General features: G+C 73.8%; 14 protein-coding genes. 11 read left to right on the top strand and 3 right to left on the bottom strand.

The features are described from left to right. Positions 1 to 21 precede the first annotated feature (21 nt). Positions 22 to 489 (bottom strand): hemerythrin domain-containing protein, encoded by a 468-nt coding sequence (locus C7C46_RS37195; RefSeq protein ID WP_181442172.1) that lies wholly within the window; start codon positions 487 to 489, stop codon positions 22 to 24. 160 nt (positions 490 to 649) lie between these two features. On the opposite strand from C7C46_RS37195, the gene C7C46_RS34740 reads away from it, so the two are divergent. The 9 genes from C7C46_RS34740 to C7C46_RS03580 all read left to right on the top strand — a co-directional run bounded on the left by C7C46_RS34740 (position 650) and on the right by C7C46_RS03580 (position 9,119). Beyond that, the gene (locus tag C7C46_RS34740; protein ID WP_181442171.1) at positions 650 to 817 is read left to right on the top strand and encodes a hypothetical protein; all 168 of its coding nucleotides are present in this window, start codon (positions 650 to 652) and stop codon (positions 815 to 817) included. A 93-nt stretch (positions 818 to 910) separates the two neighbouring features. After that, on the top strand, positions 911 to 3,175 hold the full coding sequence (locus C7C46_RS03615; protein WP_110665590.1) for a SpoIIE family protein phosphatase: 2,265 nt from the start codon (positions 911 to 913) through the stop codon (positions 3,173 to 3,175). Between the two features lie 117 nt (positions 3,176 to 3,292). After that, positions 3,293 to 3,982 (top strand): Type 1 glutamine amidotransferase-like domain-containing protein, encoded by a 690-nt coding sequence (locus C7C46_RS03610; RefSeq protein ID WP_110665588.1) that lies wholly within the window; start codon positions 3,293 to 3,295, stop codon positions 3,980 to 3,982. A gap of 80 nt (positions 3,983 to 4,062) precedes the next feature. Beyond that, entirely contained in the window at positions 4,063 to 4,854 is a 792-nt protein-coding gene (locus tag C7C46_RS03605) for a heavy metal-responsive transcriptional regulator (protein WP_110665586.1), read from the top strand. Further along, complete coding sequence (locus C7C46_RS03600) at positions 4,851 to 5,162, top strand: hypothetical protein (RefSeq protein WP_245984102.1); 312 nt, start codon at positions 4,851 to 4,853, stop codon at positions 5,160 to 5,162. Before C7C46_RS03605 ends, C7C46_RS03600 begins: the two co-directional genes overlap by 4 nt. A 125-nt stretch (positions 5,163 to 5,287) precedes the next feature. Then, on the top strand, positions 5,288 to 6,028 hold the full coding sequence (locus tag C7C46_RS03595) for a hypothetical protein (protein WP_245984100.1): 741 nt from the start codon (positions 5,288 to 5,290) through the stop codon (positions 6,026 to 6,028). Positions 6,029 to 6,195: 167 nt separating this feature from the next. Next, positions 6,196 to 7,776, top strand: a complete 1,581-nt coding sequence (locus C7C46_RS03590; RefSeq protein WP_110665582.1) for a PP2C family protein-serine/threonine phosphatase — start codon at positions 6,196 to 6,198, stop codon at positions 7,774 to 7,776. Positions 7,777 to 7,853: 77 nt separating this feature from the next. Then, positions 7,854 to 8,765 carry a Rieske (2Fe-2S) protein gene (locus C7C46_RS03585; RefSeq protein ID WP_110665580.1) on the top strand — a complete coding sequence of 304 codons (912 nt, stop codon included), beginning with the start codon at positions 7,854 to 7,856 and terminating at the stop codon, positions 8,763 to 8,765. 153 nt (positions 8,766 to 8,918) lie between these two features. Then, on the top strand, positions 8,919 to 9,119 hold the full coding sequence (locus tag C7C46_RS03580; RefSeq protein WP_146258974.1) for a hypothetical protein: 201 nt from the start codon (positions 8,919 to 8,921) through the stop codon (positions 9,117 to 9,119). Positions 9,120 to 9,221: 102 nt separating this feature from the next. Here the strand turns inward: C7C46_RS03580 and C7C46_RS03575 are convergent, their stop codons facing one another. Further along, positions 9,222 to 9,602: a hypothetical protein gene (locus tag C7C46_RS03575; protein WP_110665576.1), complete on the bottom strand. Its 381-nt coding sequence runs from the start codon at positions 9,600 to 9,602 to the stop codon at positions 9,222 to 9,224. 906 nt (positions 9,603 to 10,508) lie between these two features. Here C7C46_RS03575 and C7C46_RS03570 point away from each other — a divergent pair. Beyond that, positions 10,509 to 10,814, top strand: coding sequence for a MerR family transcriptional regulator (locus C7C46_RS03570; protein WP_110665696.1), 306 nt, complete (start codon positions 10,509 to 10,511; stop codon positions 10,812 to 10,814). A gap of 177 nt (positions 10,815 to 10,991) precedes the next feature. Beyond that, entirely contained in the window at positions 10,992 to 12,779 is a 1,788-nt protein-coding gene (locus tag C7C46_RS03565) for a thiamine pyrophosphate-requiring protein (protein ID WP_110665574.1), read from the top strand. A 348-nt stretch (positions 12,780 to 13,127) separates the two neighbouring features. Here the strand turns inward: C7C46_RS03565 and C7C46_RS03555 are convergent, their stop codons facing one another. After that, complete coding sequence (locus C7C46_RS03555) at positions 13,128 to 16,073, bottom strand: FAD-binding and (Fe-S)-binding domain-containing protein (RefSeq protein ID WP_110665694.1); 2,946 nt, start codon at positions 16,071 to 16,073, stop codon at positions 13,128 to 13,130. Positions 16,074 to 16,075 lie beyond the last annotated feature (2 nt).

The following is a 16,075-nucleotide window of genomic DNA, read 5'->3' as shown; positions in this document are numbered from 1 at the left end:
GGTCCACCGGGCGGCCCACTGTCACATGGCCGGGTGGGCGGTCGGCTCCACCCGTACCCGCAGCTGGCGGGCCCGGGCGCCCGCCCGTTCCAGATCGTGGCCCGACACGCCGGAGCGCAGCACCGCGAAGGCCTTGGCCTCCTCCTGCCCCAGGTGCGCGGTCACCTGGGTGACCAGCAGCGCCACCAGGCGGTCGAAGCCCGGCATCACCGCCGTGCGCCAGGCCAGCCGGTCCAGCAAGGTCGCGATGTCCCGGTGGGTCGCCGCCGCCTCGGCCGCCAGGGCCTCCGTCCCCGGCACCCGCCGCATCAGCGGGTACAGGCAGGCCTCCTCGATCCCACCGTGCCGCACCAGTTCACCGGCCAGCCGGTCGAGCACCGACTTGCGCCGGTGGTCCCCGAGCTGCATGCCCGTCAGGGCGCTGCACAGGGTACGGATCTCGTCGTGCTCCGCGGCCATCTCCCGCAGCAGGTCGCCGTCATGGTCCATCACGCCGCCTCCTCGCTCGTCCTCCGGCAGGCTCCGCCGGCGCGCCTGCCCAACTGCGCCGCCGCCAAGCGGTAGGTAGGCGGTCGGCAACCGGTCGGCGGACAGGAGTAGCCGCGGCCGGGCCGGGTAACCGGAGTGCGTGTTGAGCAAGGAGATGCCGATGGAGGTCCAGATGGCGGTCCCGACGGAGGGCCCGATGACGGTCGCGATGAGCGACCACGTCCACCTGTCCGGGCTGCGGCTGCTGCTGCTGCGCGGGCGCCGGGGCCTGTGGCAGCTGGCCCAGGTGCTGGACCGGTCGCAGCTCTCCGACCGCTCGGTCGGCTGACGCCGTTGCGCCGACCGACGCCGGGGACCAGCCTGGAGAGTGTGCCCGCCGCGGCCCGCCCGGCCGCGGTGGTGTCCGGCTCCAGGGGGCAGCATGCGGATCGAACCGGTGGCCGACGAACCGGGAGAGGACTCCCGGGGCACTGCCCGTGCGGTCGCGGCCCTGGCCGCCGAGGTGGCCGGCCTGCGCGAGCAGCTGGCCCGCCAGCACCTGCTGGACCTGGCCGCCGGTGTCCTGGTGGCCCGTCTGGGCCTGGAGCCCGGCCAGGCCGCTGAGCACCTGCTCTCGCTCGCCCGCGCCACCGGCCAGCGCCCGGCGGACCTGGCCGCCGACCTGCTGAACCAGTCCACCGGCACCACCGACCCGGCGGACCCGGCCTCGGTGGACCTGCTGCGCGCGCCGCGGCGGGCCGGCGAACTGGCCGCCGCCCGCGAGACGCTCGACGAGGTGGCCGAGACCGTGCTCTCGGAGGCCCTGGCCGCGCTGGGCGCGACCGGCGTGCTGATCTGGCGCAGCGCGGCGGCGGACTGCCTGGAGCTGGTCGGCGCGGCCGGGCACGGCCCCCTGGTCCGCACGCAGTGGCGGTGGCTGCCGCCCGCCTGGTCCACGCCGGTGCGCCAGGCGTACGAGGACGGGCTGCCGCGTTGGCTGGACCGCGGACCGCAGGCCGGGCAGGAACTGCCGGGACCGCCGGGCGAGGCGGCCCGCGCGGTACTGCCGCTGCGCGACGAGCACGGTCCGCTGGGGGTGGTCCAGGTCGACTGGCCGGGACCACTGGACGCCTCCCGGGCGCTGCGCCGCGAGGTGACGGCGGTGGCCGAGGCGCTCTGCCGGATCCTGCCGCGCCGCGAGCCGGACGCCGAGCACCGGCCGGCCCCGCTGCTGCGGGCGGTGGTGGACGTGCTCGCCCACCCGGCGATGCTGGTGCACTGGGCCGCGGACCGGGGCGAGCTGCTGGTGGAGTGCGCCAACCCGGCCGCCCGTCGCACCGGCACCGCGCTGCCCGGCGACAACCGGCCCAGGCCGCTCGCCCAGTTCCTGCCGTTCGCCGCGCCCGCGCTGTCCCGGCTGGTGGGCCGGGCCTGGCAGGACAGTGACCTGCAGACCGCGCCGCTGCTGCCGGCCCGGCACCGGCCCGGCGCACCCGGCTCGCTGATCAACGTGCGGGTGGTGCCGGTGGACCGCGAGCGCGCGGTGGTGCTGTGGCACTCGGGCGACCTGGCGCACCGCTTCCCGATCCTCCAGGTGGCGGCCGAGCTGGCTGGCCTGGGCGCGTTCGAGGACGACCTCACCACCGGGGTCAGCCACTGGAGCAACCACGCCTTCGAGTTCTTCGGCCGCCCGCCCGAGCTGTCGGCGCCACTGCTGACCGAGCTGGGTCCGCTGCTCGACCCCGCCGACGCGCGCGAACTGGCCACCGCCCTGGGCAGGCTGACCGGCCACCAGGAGCGGCTCACCCTGGTGGTGCAGGTCCGGCGCTCCGACGGCGGCACCCGGCACCTGCGGATCGTCGGAGAGCCGCTGCTGACCCACGGGACGGTGACCGGGGTCTCCGGCGTCTTCCAGGACGTCTCCGCGCAGTACCGCACCGAGGTGGCGCTCAGCGCGACCTTCGACGAGCTCACCAGCACCCAGGAACAGGCCGCCGTCCGGCACCACCTGGCCCTCCAACTGCAGCGCGCGATCGTCCCCGAGGAGCCGGGCCTGCGCAAGCTGCCCGGCCTCCAGGTGGCCGCCCGGTACCGTCCGGCCGCCCAGGAGTACCGGGTCGGCGGCGACTGGTACGACGTGCTGCCGCTGCGCGACGGACGGGTCATGGTCGCGGTCGGCGACGTGGCCGGGCACGGCATCGAGGCGGCCACCGGCATGGTGGCGCTGCGCAACGCGCTGCGCGGCCTGGCGCTGACCGGCCAGTCCCCCGCCCGACTGCTGCGCTGGCTCAACGAACTGGCCCTGATCGCGCCCGACCGCCCGACCGCCACCGGCGTCTGCGCGGTCTACCGGCCGGACACCAGGGAGCTGACCTGGTGCAGCGCGGGCCACCTGCCGCCGCTGCTGCTGCGCGGCGGCCGGGCCCGCCTGCTGGAGCCGGTGCACAACATCCTGCTCGGTGCCCTCCCGGACGCCGAGTACCACGAGTCCACCACCCAACTGGCCGCCGGGGACACGCTGATCCTGTTCACCGACGGCCTGATCGAGCGCCGCGACGACGACCTCTCCAAGAGCCTGGCCGCGCTGCGCCGCGCCGCCGGCCGCGTCGCCGAGGCAGAGCTCGAGGAACAGGCCGACCGCCTGCTGGCCCGCAATGCCGGCGACACCGACGACGACAGCAGCTTGATCGCCCTGCGCATCCTGTGAGCCCCGCCACCGGGCCGGCACCTCGAAGGGGCTGGACTGTGCAAGACTCCCGCTCACCGTGGCTCGCCGTGGCCCCGCACGGCTCTCGATGGACAAGGGATCGACCAGGAAGGCGCGATGAAGCTTCTTCTCACCTCCGGCGGCGTCAGCAACCAGAGCATCCGCGACGCGCTGGTCGACCTGCTGGGAAAACCCCTCGCCGAGTCGACCGCCCTGTGCATCCCCACCGCGATGTACGCCATGCCCGGGACCGCCGTCATGACGTGGCGTCAGATCGCCGGGCAGTCCCCCACCCCCCTGGTCGAGCTGGGGTGGAAGTCCGTGGGGATGCTGGAACTGACCGCGCTGCCCAGCATCGACGAGGAGAACTGGGTCCCCCTGGTCCGGGAGACCGATGCCCTGCTGGTGTGCGGCGGCGACGTCCTGTACCTGCACCACTGGATGCGCGCCTCCGGGCTGGCGGACCTGTTCCCTTCGCTGAGCGAGACGGTCTACGTGGGACTGAGCGCCGGCAGCATGGTGATGGCCCCGCACGTCGGGGAGGAGTTCGTCGGCTGGAAGCCGGCCGCGGGCGGCGACCGCGCGCTGGGCATGGTCGGATTCTCGATCTTCCCGCACCTGGACAACGTGATGTGCCCGGAGAACACCATGGCCGACGCCGAGAAGTGGGCCGCCCGGGTGCCGGTGCCGGGGTACGCGCTCGATGACCAGACAGCCGTCAAGGTGGTGGACGGCGCCGTCGAGCTCGTCTCCGAGGGGCACTGGAGGCTCTTCGACCGACAGAGCCGGCGGTCGACGGTCCGGTAGACGGCCGGGCCGCGGACTCCGAAGGCTTCGGCCGGGCGGGCTTGACCTTCGAGTCGGGTCGAAGGTCTACGGTCGGCGGTGTGACGAGCTACCGCATATCGCAGCTCGCCGAACGCTGCGGCGTTCCGGCGACGACGCTGCGCTTCTACGAGAGCGCCGGGCTGCTGCCGGCCGAGCGGACCCCGGCCGGGTACCGGGTGTACGGGCGGGAGGCGGTGGAGCGGCTGGAGTTCATCTCCTCCGCGAAGCTGCTGGGCCTGCCGCTGGAGGAGATCCGCGAACTCCTCGACGTCCGGGAGCAGGGCGCGTGCGCGCCGGTCCGCTCGCGGATCCGGGAGCTGGTCGCGGGCCGGATCGCCGACACCCACGCCCGGATCGCCGAGCTGACGGCGTTCGCCGCCCGCCTGGCCGCCGTCCACGGCGACCTGGCCGGCCCGGCGCCCGCAGGCGGGTGCGGCCCGGACTGCGGCTGCACCACCGCCGACACCGCGGCCACCGCGCCCGGCCGAGCGGTGGCCGTGGACCTGTCACCCACCCGCACCACCGCCGACTCCCCGGTGGACGAGGCGTGGCGGCGGACCCCGGTGGCGTGCACCCTCGACGGCGGCGGGCTCGGCGAGCGCACCGCGCAGTGGCGCGAGCTGGTGGCGAAGGCGGAGCTGCGCGAGGAGATTCCCGACGGGCTGCGGCTGACCTTTCCCGCCGACCCCGGCCTGGCCGGCCGGCTCGCCGCCCTGGCCGCGGCCGAGCAGGGCTGCTGCGCGTTCTTCGACTTCGCCCTTCACCTCACCCCCGGCGCGGTGCGGCTGTCCGTACGCGCCCCCGAGGAGGGCGCCGGGATGCTGGCCGACCTGTTCGGAGCGTCCTCATGACCCCCGCTGCGGCCCGCTCGTCCAAGCGCTGGAGCCTGTTCGCCGGCGCGGCTGCGCTGGCCGCCTGCGCGGTGTGCTGTGCGGGCCCGCTGTTGGCCGTGCTCGGCGCCGTCGGGGCGGCCTCCGCCATCGGCGCCCTGTGGCTGCCCGGGCTCGCCTTCCTCGCCGCGGCCGCCCTCGCCGCGCTGGTGGTGGTCCGCGGGCGCCGCCGCCGACGCGCGGCGGCCTGCTCCACGGCGCCGGCTGCGGTCGACCTCGGCATGCCCGCCCTCGGTCCGCCCGACGGGGACACCACCACGAGCCGGTAGACCGCCGACGGCGAGCGCGCGATCACGGGCGCGACTGCGCGCATATGAACAGCTCAACAGGGCAGACGCGGGTGGCAATCGACACGAGGGAGGCCTTCCGTGGTTCCGAGAAGGGCCGGGGCGCGATGACCGCAGAGCACCCGAGTGGCTACGACAGGCGGCCGGGAGGACTCCAGCGCCGCCACCCGCGGCACGACCGCCGAGGGGAGGCCCGGCTGCCCGCGGTGATCGCCACCCTGACCGCGGCGTTCCTGTACCTGGCGCTGCCCGAATCCCTGCTGGTCGGTCCGCGCTACGTGCTGCCCGCCCTGGAGGGCCTGCTGCTGATCCCGCTGATCGCCGTCAACCCGCGCCGCCTCACCCGGCAGAACCGCTTCTCCCGGACACTGTCGCTGGTCCTGGTCGGTGTCATCGGCATCAGCAATCTGATCGTGCTCGGCCTGCTCGTCCGCGCCCTCGTCTCCACCGAGGTCAAGGACGGCGGCTCGCTGCTGCTCGCGGCCCTGCAGGTGTGGGCGACCGACATCATCGTCTTCGGTCTCGCCTTCTGGGAGCTCGACCGGGGCGGCCCCGTCGTCCGTACCCAGGCGCCCCGCTCCGAACTGCCCCTCGCCGACTTCCGGTTCTCCCAGGACGAGAACCACGACGCGGTGGAGGAGATCGCGGACGGCTCCAGCCGCTCCAGCGACTGGACCCCCGCCCTGATCGACTACCTGTACGTGTCTGTGACCAATTCCACCGCGTTCAGCCCGACCGACACCATGCCGCTCACCACCCGAGCGAAACTCCTGATGAGCGTGGAGAGCATCGCCGCGCTGATCACCTCCCTCCTCGTGATCGCCCGAGCCGTCGGTGCCCTGCACTGAACTGCCGGTGGCTTGCACCGACCCGTCGATGCCCTGCGCCGAACCGGGCGGCCACTGCCGGCACCGGGCGATCCGGCGGTGCTTTCGGCGGCCGATCACCCGCTGACCGCCCCGTCCGTTCCCGCTGCTCTCGCCGCCCGGCGCCGCGCGTATGACATGCTCGGCGCATGAGGGACCTCGAGGAACCCACGGCACCGCCGGTCCAGGATCGTGCCCCGGCAGCGCTCGCCGACCCCGCCACGGCGGTGGCCCGGCAGGTCCTGGCCGGCCTTTCCGGCTCGGTGGCGCTTCTCCAGGCCGAGTACGGGCGGGGCGGCCAGGTCACTGACTTCCGCTTCATCGCCGCCTCGCCCGAGGCGGTCGACATCGCCGGGCGCCGGGGACCCGAACTCGTGGGGCTGACCGTCCTGGGCGCCTACCCGGGCGTTGCCGGCACCACCCTGTGGCGCGGCTACCTCCAGGCCCTGCACACCGGAACCGGCTGGGAGGGCGAACTGGAGTACGAGGAAGCCGCCGCCGGGATCCCGCGCCTGTCCCGGTACCGGGTACGGGCCACGCCCTGCCACGGCGGACTGGTCGTCACCTGGGAGCGCCTGGACACGCGCGAGCGCGAGCAGCGCCGACTGGCGCTCATGCAGCGCGTGGCCCGGATGGGCTGGGTGGACCGCGACCTGGTCCGCGGCGGGATCACCTGGTCCGACGAGGTGTACTCGATCTTCGGCCGGGACCGGGCGCTCGGTCCGCTGGCGCTGGAACACCTGGCCGCGCGCGCCGAGATCGAGGACCGTCCCGCCCTGACCGAGGCGGTCCGGCTGCTGCTGAAGGCGGGCGAGCCGCTCGACCACACCTTCCGGATCCGGCTGCAGCCCGGGCCGGTGCGGCATGTGCGGATAGTCGCCGAGACCGAGACGGACGCCCACGGCCACCCGATCCAGATCCACGGCTTCTTCCAGGACCTCACCGCCGCCAAGGAGACCGAGCAGCAACTGCTGGAGCAGGAGCAGAAGGCTCTCGCGCAGCAGGGCCTGCTGGCCGCCGAACGCGAACTCGCACACCGGCTCCAGGAGACCGTGCTGCCGGTGCCCGAGCAGCTGCTGCACCTGAACGACCTCACCGTGGACGTCGTCTACCAACCCGTGCAAGAAGGACTCAAGCTCGGCGGCGACTGGTACAGCGCCATCGAGCTGCCCGACGGCAGCGCCCTGCTCGTCGTGGGCGACGTCGCCGGCCACGGGCTGGACGCGGTGGCCACCATGGCGCTGCTGCGGTTCACGGCCAAGGGCATGGCCGTCACCGGCACGCCCCTGCCTGCCGTGCTGTCCAGACTGAACACGTTGCTGCTCCACACCTCGGACCGGAGCTGCAACACGGCCACCATGATCATGGCCATCTACCAGCCCGCCACCTCCCTGCTGACCTGGGTCCAGGCCGGCCATCCGCCGCCCCTGCTGGTGCGGGACGGCGAGTCCCGGTTCCTGCCCACCCCCGCGGGCATCCTGCTGGGGGCTGCCACCGCGCCTGTCTACCAGGAGACCCGGCTTCACCTGCTTCCCGGCGACCACCTCTACCTCTACACGGACGGACTTGTCGAGAACCCCGCCGAGCCCATCGACGTCGGCCTCGCCCGGCTGGCCGCGGCCGCCCCGGCCCACGCCGAGAGCCGCACTCGCCTCGCCGGGCTGGTGCAGTCGCTCACCGACCCGATGACGCGCCGCGACGACATCTGCGTCCTGCACATCAGCCACTGACCGGCGCCGGTACGGCGGTACGCCGGTCGGCGCAGCCCACCCCGCGCCCCACGAGCGGTACTGGCACCGTGGCCCTCATGGGAACCCGCACCGCTACCGCCGACCGCCCGAACCGCTACGGCGGGCTCGACACCCGGGCGCTGAAGGCCATCGACGCCCTGGCCGGCACCCAACGGCTCGACTTCGCCATCGAACCGCTGCAACGGCTGATCCAAGGCCTACCGCTCGGCAGGTGGCGTGACGTCCTGCACGGCCGCCGGCTCGGCCACCCCCTGCATCCGGCGCTGGTACAGCTGCCGGTCGGCGCCTGGCTTTCCAGCGCCGTGCTGGACCGGGTGCCCGGCTGCGAGCGAGCCGCGCGCATCCTCGTCGGGGCGGGAGTGGCCACCGCGGGCCCGGCCGCGCTGGCGGGCTGGGTCGACTGGGCCGAGCAGCACGAGCAGCAGATGCGCACCGGCATCCTGCACGCCGCCACGATGACGGCTGCGGTGGGCCTGTACGGCGCGTCGTGGGCCGCCCGGGCACGCGGGCGGGCCCGGCTCGGCCGAGGCCTGGGCGTGGCCGGGCTGGCCGTGCTGGGCGGCGGGGCCACGCTCGGCGGCCACCTCGCCTACCGGCAGGGCGCCGGCGCGAACAAGGCCGAGCCGGTTCCGCACCTCGTCGAGCCCGGCTGGCACACGCTCGGCCGCGCCGACGAGTTCCCGCCAGGAGCGGCGGTGCGCCGCACCGTCGGCGAAATCCCCGTCCTGGTGGTCCGCGAGCCCGGGGAGGTCTTCCGGGTCCTCGCCGACCGGTGCAGCCACCTCTCCGGCCCGCTCTCCCAGGGCGAGATCGCGGACGGCTGTGTCACCTGCCCGTGGCACGGGAGCGTGTTCCGCCTCGCCGACGGCTGGAACGTGGGCGGCCCGGCCACCGCGCCCCAGCCGTGCTTCGCCACCCGCACCAGCCCCGACGGCCTCCTCCAGGCCCGCCTGCCCGAGGCCGGCTGAGCACCCCGTCCGCGGCTCCCGCGACCCGGTGGTCCGCCCCTGCCGCAGCCCGGCAGCGGGCAAGCGCCGGCCGGCCCGGCCGAGGAAGCACCACCGACCCGAACGGCGTGCCCCCGGTGGTCCCCGGGGCGGAGCACGCCAATGCTCGGAAGCATGGGTAAGAAGCAATGGGCCGCAGCCGTCGTGCACTGCCTGCCGGGCGCGGTGCCCGGCACGGCCACGGCGCACGTCGAGGGCCAGGTGCGCGTCACCGGCCGCTGGGTCAGAATCCGCCCGGATGACGGCGGCAGCGAGAGCTGGATCTCCGCAGCCGCCGTCCAACGCATCGTCTGGTCCGCTCCCGGCACGAGCTGAACCCGGCCGCACACTGCCGCACCGGACGTACCGGACGCGCCGCAGGGACACCGTGTCCCAGGGCGCGTCCGGCCGCGAGCGACTGCGGACCCTGACCGGGTGTCACTGGTCGGAGTAGCTGAGGTCTCCCACCGTCCAGCTGCTGATGTCCGCGATGGCGATGCGGTACATGCCGCCGGTGTGCGGCAGGCCGTAGCTGCCCTGCAGGATGCGGGCGACGTGCAGGTGCAGGTGGGTGGGCCGGGCGCCGGTCGAGGATGCCGCCCGTTCGCCGGCGGCGGGCGCCGTGAACAGGGCGGCGAAGGGCTTCAAATGGTCGGAGGTGGCTAGGACTTCGGCCACCCGCTCGTTCCAGAGGCTCTCCGGCGCCAGCCGGCCGGTGATAACCGCTCCCGGGACGACCACGGTCAAAGGCATCTGGTTACTGTGCTCGGACTCCACCATCGCGGCGATGTCGACGAGCAGCCCATCGGGGTTCGACATGCGACCAGAGCATAGTGCCCCGGGTAAGCCGTCCGCACGGACACCCCCGGCATCATGGCACCTCCGGTCCGCTGCCCGGCCCAGCCGCCACCGCGCGCCGGGTCGGCGTGATCCCACCGGCCGGGAGTGCGGCACGGGAAAACCTGTGGCGGCCGGGACAGATATGACGGGCCCTTCAGCAGTCGGCGCAGGGCCTCGCCCCTCCCCCGCCCGGCACCGGCAGAACCGAGGCCGGGCGAGAAGGTGGTGCGCCCGAACGGGTAAACCTGCGCTGGCGGCAGTAGACATTGCCTGGTGGCTTGTGTAGCGTTCCTGGTGTTGGAAGAGCAGGACGGCAGGACGGGCAGACACGAACTGCCCGGGCAGTACCGCAAGTGGCAGTACAGCAGTGAGGTAGGAGGCGTGCAGGTCGTCAGTACGCCGGGCCCGGTCGATGTCACAAGGGGTTCCGGCGGAAGACGGGTGACCTGTCAGGCGTCGCGGGCCCGGTTGTGCGTGGGGTCCAAGGCGGTGGCGGTCGCGCACGCGCAGTATCCGTAGTAACCAGCAGTAACAGCAGTTGGCACGATGCACACCAGAGGAGAAGGGAAGGGTTCACCCCGTCGGATCGCCCGCCACGGCACGCATTACCGCCGGGCGGTCACCGCAGTAGCCCCCGTCATGGAACGTCATGGAAGAGGTGGTCCTCGGTCACGCATACGCGATCCCCGCAACCTGCCCGGCCCCCGGGCAGCGCGGACACCGCAGGTCGGCCCAACGGCCGGCAGCAGTAGTGCAGTAGACAGTGAATCCACACACCCTGGGCCCCGACGCAAACTCGCGTCGGGGCCCTCGACCCGTTTCCCGAGAAAGAAGGTGCCGGTGGAACAGTCCACCCTCGCCACCGACCACGACACGGCGGACCGCATGAGCGCAGAGACCAAGTTCGACGACGACGACTACCCCGCCTACACCATGGGCCGGGCCGCAGAGATGCTGGGCACCACGCCGGGCTTCCTACGCAGCCTCGACGAGGCCAAACTCATTTCTCCCCAACGATCCGCCGGCGGCCACCGCCGCTACTCCCGCTACCAGCTGCGTATCGCCGCCCGCGCCCGCGAGATCGTCGACCAGGGCACCCCGCTCGACGCCGCCTGCCGCATCATCATCCTCGAGGACCAGCTCGAGGAAGCCCTGCGCATGAACGCCGAACTCCGACGGGACCGCGACTGACGAGCCGTCCTCAGCCGTCCCCTGGAAGCCGTCCCATGGGACCGGGCCCCAGGGGAGGCCGAGCGCAGCCACCCGGCCGCCACCGGGGGGCCGTGGCGCCGCCGGCAAGCGTTTCGGCGGCCGGGCAGCGGTTAGCCGCTCCCTCGAACGTCACCCGCTACGGCAAGGAGTACGGCGATGCTGGTTTCCGACTACCTGTTGCAGCGCCTGCGCGAATGGGAGGTCGAGTACGTCTTCGCCTACCCCGGCGACGGCATCAACGGCCTGCTCGCCGCATGGGGCCGGGCCGGGGACCAGCCCCGGTTCATCCAGGCCCGGCACGAGGAGATGGCAGCCTTCCAGGCCGTCGGCTACGCGAAGTTCTCCGGACGGGTCGGGGTCTGTGCGGCGACCTCGGGCCCTGGCGCGATCCACCTGCTGAACGGGCTGTACGACGCCAAGCTGGACCACGTCCCGGTGGTCGCGATCGTCGGTCAGACCGCCCGCAGCGCGATGGGCGGTTCCTACCAGCAGGAGGTCGACCTGCTGAGCCTGTACAAGGACGTGGCCTCGGAGTTCTGCGAGATGGTCACCGTTCCCGAGCAGCTGCCGAACGTGCTGGACCGGGCGATGCGGGTGGCGGCCACCCGGCACGCCCCGACCGCCGTGATCATCCCGGCGGACGTGCAGGAGCTCGACTACTCCGCGCCCGAGCACGCCTTCAAGCAGGTGCCCTCCAGCCTGGGCGTCGGCCACTACGCGCCGGTGCCCGCCCCGGAGGAACTGGCCCGGGCCGCGGAGGTGCTGAACGCGGGTCAGAAGGTGGCCGTGCTGATCGGCCAGGGCGCCCGCGGCGCGCGCCCGGAGGTGGTGGAGCTGGCCGAGCTGCTCGGCGCGGGCGTCGCCAAGGCGCTGCTCGGCAAGGACGTGCTGCCGGACACCCTGCCGTACGTGACCGGGTCGATCGGCCTGCTCGGCACCCGGGCCTCCTACGAGCTGATGCGGGACTGCGACACCCTGCTGGTGATCGGCTCCAGCTTCCCGTACACCCAGTTCCTGCCCGAGTTCGGGCAGGCGCGGGCGGTGCAGATCGAGCTGGAGCCCTCGTTCGTCGGCCTGCGCTACCCGTTCGAGGTGAACCTGGTCGGCGACGCCGCCGAGACGCTGCGCCGGCTGCTGCCGCTGCTGACCCGCAAGGAGGACCGCGGCTGGCGCGACGTGGTGGAGCAGAACACCGCGCGCTGGTGGGAGGTCATGCAGCGCCGGGCCGAGGTGCCGGCGGACCCGGTCAACCCGGAGTACGTGGTGCACGTGCTGGACGCCCTGCTGCCGCCGGACGTGATGCTGAGCTCGGACTCGGGGTCGGCGGCCAACTGGTACGCCCGGCACCTACGGATCCGCGAGGGCATGCGGGGCTCGCTCTCCGGCACGCTGGCCACCATGGGCCCGGGCGTGCCCTACGCGATCGGCGCGAAGTTCGCCCACCCCGACCGCCCGGCCATCGCGCTGGTCGGCGACGGGGCGATGCAGATGAACGGCCTGGCCGAGCTGCTGACGGCGGCCAAGTACTACCACGAGTGGTCCGATCCCCGGCTGATCGTCGCGGTGCTGAACAACCAGGACCTCAACCAGGTCACCTGGGAGATGCGCTCGATGTCGGGCTCCCCGCAGTTCGAGCCCTCGCAGCAGCTGCCGGACGTGCGGTACGCGGACGTGGCCCAGCTGTTCGGCCTGTACGGCCGGCGGGTGGAGCGCCCGGAGGACGTCGAGACGGCGTGGCGTCAGGCGCTCGCCGCCGACCGGCCGTTCGTCATCGACTTCCGCACCGACCCCGCCGTGCCGCCGATTCCGCCGCACGCGAACTGGGACCAGGTGAAGGCGACCGCCTCGGCGATCCTGCACGGCGACAGCGACCGGGGCTCGATGGTGCGCCAGGGCCTCCGGGCCAAGCTCCAGGACCTGCTGCCCGGCGGACCGAAGGACTGAGCGCGGTGCTGCGCCGGCCGGTGCTGGACCCTGCTCCGACCGCACGTCGACCGTCGGCGGTTGTCGCCTTGGTCCCGACCCCCGTGCGGGGCCAGGGCGACAACCGCCCACGCCGGACGACCGGCTGCGTGCCGTGTACAACTGCAGGGAACCCGATGACGGGGCCACCCTTCCATTGATTCGATCAGGTTCGAATACTGCCGGCCTCCGGACGTCCGGCGGCCGGCAGACCCCGTGCGCCACCGACCTGCTGGGCGTCCCCCGCCGCCGCTGAGGCCGCGGCCGGCCCGCAGCCGGCCTGACGCTCCGCCAGGCTGACGCTCCGCCAGGGGGCCGGGGCGCCGCAGCTCACGGGGCCGGCCGCGCCGCCCGCTCCGGGAAGTGGGCGGGCAGCGGGCCGTCCAGGGCCAGTGCGAGGGCCTCGGCCAGGTGCAGCGCCCGCCGGCCGGTGTCCGCCTGGTCGAGCTGGGTGCGGCAGCTGAACCCGTCGGCCAGCAGCAGCGCGCTGGGCGCCGCGTCCCGCACCGCCGGCAGCACGCCCTGCTCGGCGATCGTCAGCGACAGCTCGAAGTGCCCGCGCTCGAAGCCGAAGTTGCCCGCCAGGCCGCAGCACCCGGCGTCCAGTACGTCCGCGTCCAGCCCGGCCCGGCGCATCAGCTCCCGGTCGGGGTCGTCGCCGAGCACGGCGTGCTGGTGGCAGTGGGTCTGCACGGTGGCGGCGCGGGCGAGCTGCGGCGGCTGCCAGCCGTCCGGGGCGTGCTGGACGAGCTGCTCGGCGAGGGTGCGGGTGCGCGCGGCCAGCCGGGCGATGTCCTGGTCGCCGGGCAGCAGCTCGGGGGCGTCGTCGCGCAGTGCGGCGGTGCACGAGGGCTCCAGGCCGATGATCGGGGTACCGGCCTCCAGCCAGGGCCGCAGGATGCGCGCGGTGCGGCGCAGTACCCGGCGCGCCGTGCCGAGTTGCCCGGTGGAGATCCAGGTCAGGCCGCAGCAGACCGGCTGGTCGGGGACGGCCACGGCGAACCCGGCGTCGGTCAGCAGGCGGGTGGCCGCCGCCGCGATCTGCGGGTCGAAGTGGTTGGTGAAGGTGTCGGGCCACAGCAGGACGGTCCGCGGGTCCCGCGGGTCGGGGTCCCGGGTGACGATCCGCTGCTGGAAGGAGCGCGGGGCGAACCGGGGGGCGTCGCGGCGCGGGTCGATGCCGGCCAGCTGCTTGGCCAGGGTGCCCAGGCCCGGGGCGTGCAGGGCCGCGTTCGCGGCCTGCGCCGCGCCGGGCACCAGGCGGGTCAGGCGGGCCCACAGCGGCAGCCAGCCCAGCGCGTAGTGGGCCGGCGGGCGCAGCCGCCCGCGGTAGTGGTGGGACAGGAACTCGGCCTTGTAGGTGGCCATGTCCACCCCTACCGGACAGTCCGACTTGCAGCCCTTGCAGGCCAGGCAGAGGTCGAGCGCGTCGTGCACCTCGGTGGAGCGCCAGCCGTCGGTGATCACCGAGTCGGCATGGCCGCCGAGCATCTCGAAGAGCAGTCGGGAGCGGCCGCGGGTGGAGTGCTCCTCCTCACCGGTGGCCCGGTAGGAGGGACACATCACGCCACCCTGGTGGCTGCGGCAGTTGCCGACGCCGACGCAGCGCAGCACGGCCCGGCCGAAGTCGTGGTCGTCCGCGCTGTAGGCGAACTCGGTCCGCTCCGCCCGGGGGCGCCAGTCGGCGCCCAGCCGCAGGTCCTGGTCGACGCGGTTCGGGTGGACCACCTTGCCGGGGTTCATCCGGTTGGTCGGGTCGAAGAGCGCCTTGACCTGACCCATCGCGTCGACCAGCGGCCGGCCGAACATCCGGGCCAGCAGCTCGCCGCGGGCCTGCCCGTCGCCGTGCTCGCCGGAGAGCGAGCCGCCGTAGCCGGCCACCAGCTCGGCGGCGTCGATCAGGAACGCCCGGAAGTCCTCGATCCCCTTGCCCTGGCGCAGATCGAACGGGATCCGGGTGTGCACGCAGCCCTGCCCGAAGTGCCCGTAGAGCGAGGCCTGCTGGTAGCCGTAGCGGTCGAAGAGCCGCTCCAGGTCGCGCAGGTAGGCGCCGAGCTTCTCCGGCGCGACGGCGGAGTCCTCCCAGCCCTCCCAGGTCTCGCGGCCGTCCGGCGGCCGGGCGGTGACGCCCAGGCCCGCCTCGCGGGCCTTGAGCATCAGCTGCTCGCGCGCCGGGTCGTCGGAGAACGTCACCGCGGGGTCGTTCCGGTCGCGCCCGAGCGAGCGCAGCAGGTCGTCCGCCTGTGCGTCGGCCTCCGCCTTGGTGTCGCCGGTGAACTGGAGCAGCAGCCAGCTGTCCCCCTCGGGCAGGCGTTCCAGGGACTCCAGGTGGGAGTGCTCCTCGCGCATCAGCTGCGCCATCCGGCCGTCCAGCGCTTCAAGTTGGGCTGGTTTGCTGTGCGCCAGCAGGTCGGGCACGGCGTCCGCGGCGGCGTAGATGTCGTCGAATCCCAACACCAGCATCGCGTCGGCGGCCGGCACCTCGACCAGTTCCAGCTCCGCCCGCAGCACGGTCACCAGGGTGCCTTCGCTGCCGACCAGGGCGCGGGCGAGGTCGAAGCCGTTCTCCGGCAGCAGCGAGTCCAGGTTGTAGCCGGAGACCCGGCGCGGGATCTTCGGGTAGCCGCGCCGGATCTCGGCCAGGTGACGGTCCCTCAGCTCGCGCAGCCCCTGGTAGAGGCGGGCCCGGGGGCCGCCCTCGGCGAGCACCTCGGCGTACGCCGCCTCGTCGGTGGGGCCGGCCCAGAACCGGGTGCCGTCGTAGCAGAGCACCTCGAGCCGGCGCACGTTGTCCACGGTCTTGCCGTAGGCCTGGGCCGAGGCGCCGCAGCTGTTGTTGCCGATCATCCCGCCCAGCGCGCAGTGCGTGTGGGTGGCCGGCTTCGGGCCGAACTTCAGCCCGTGGTCGGCCAGTTGCCGATTGAGATCGTCCAGCACGATGCCCGGCTCCACCACACAGGTCCGGGCCACGGGGTCGACCGAGAGCAGCCGGTGGCAGTACTTGGTCCAGTCGATCACCACCGCGGTGTTGGTGCACTGCCCGCCCAGGCTGGTCCCGCCGCCGCGGGAGAGCACCGGCGCCCCGAACCGGGCGCACGCCTGCACGGCCGCCACCCCCGCCTCGATGCTGCGCGGCACCACCACCCCGAGCGGGACCTGGCGGTAGTTCGACCCGTCGGTCGCGTACGCGCCCCGGCTTCCCGCGTCGAACCGGACCTCGCCGTCCACCTCGGCCCGCAGCTCCCGCTCCAGCGCCGCCACGTCGAATCCGCTCACCA

Origin of the sequence: Streptomyces tateyamensis, from assembly GCF_003205575.1 — a bacterium.
GTDB classification, from domain to species: Bacteria; Actinomycetota; Actinomycetes; order Streptomycetales; family Streptomycetaceae; genus Kitasatospora; species Kitasatospora tateyamensis.
This window is presented reverse-complemented; position numbering and strand designations above follow the sequence as displayed.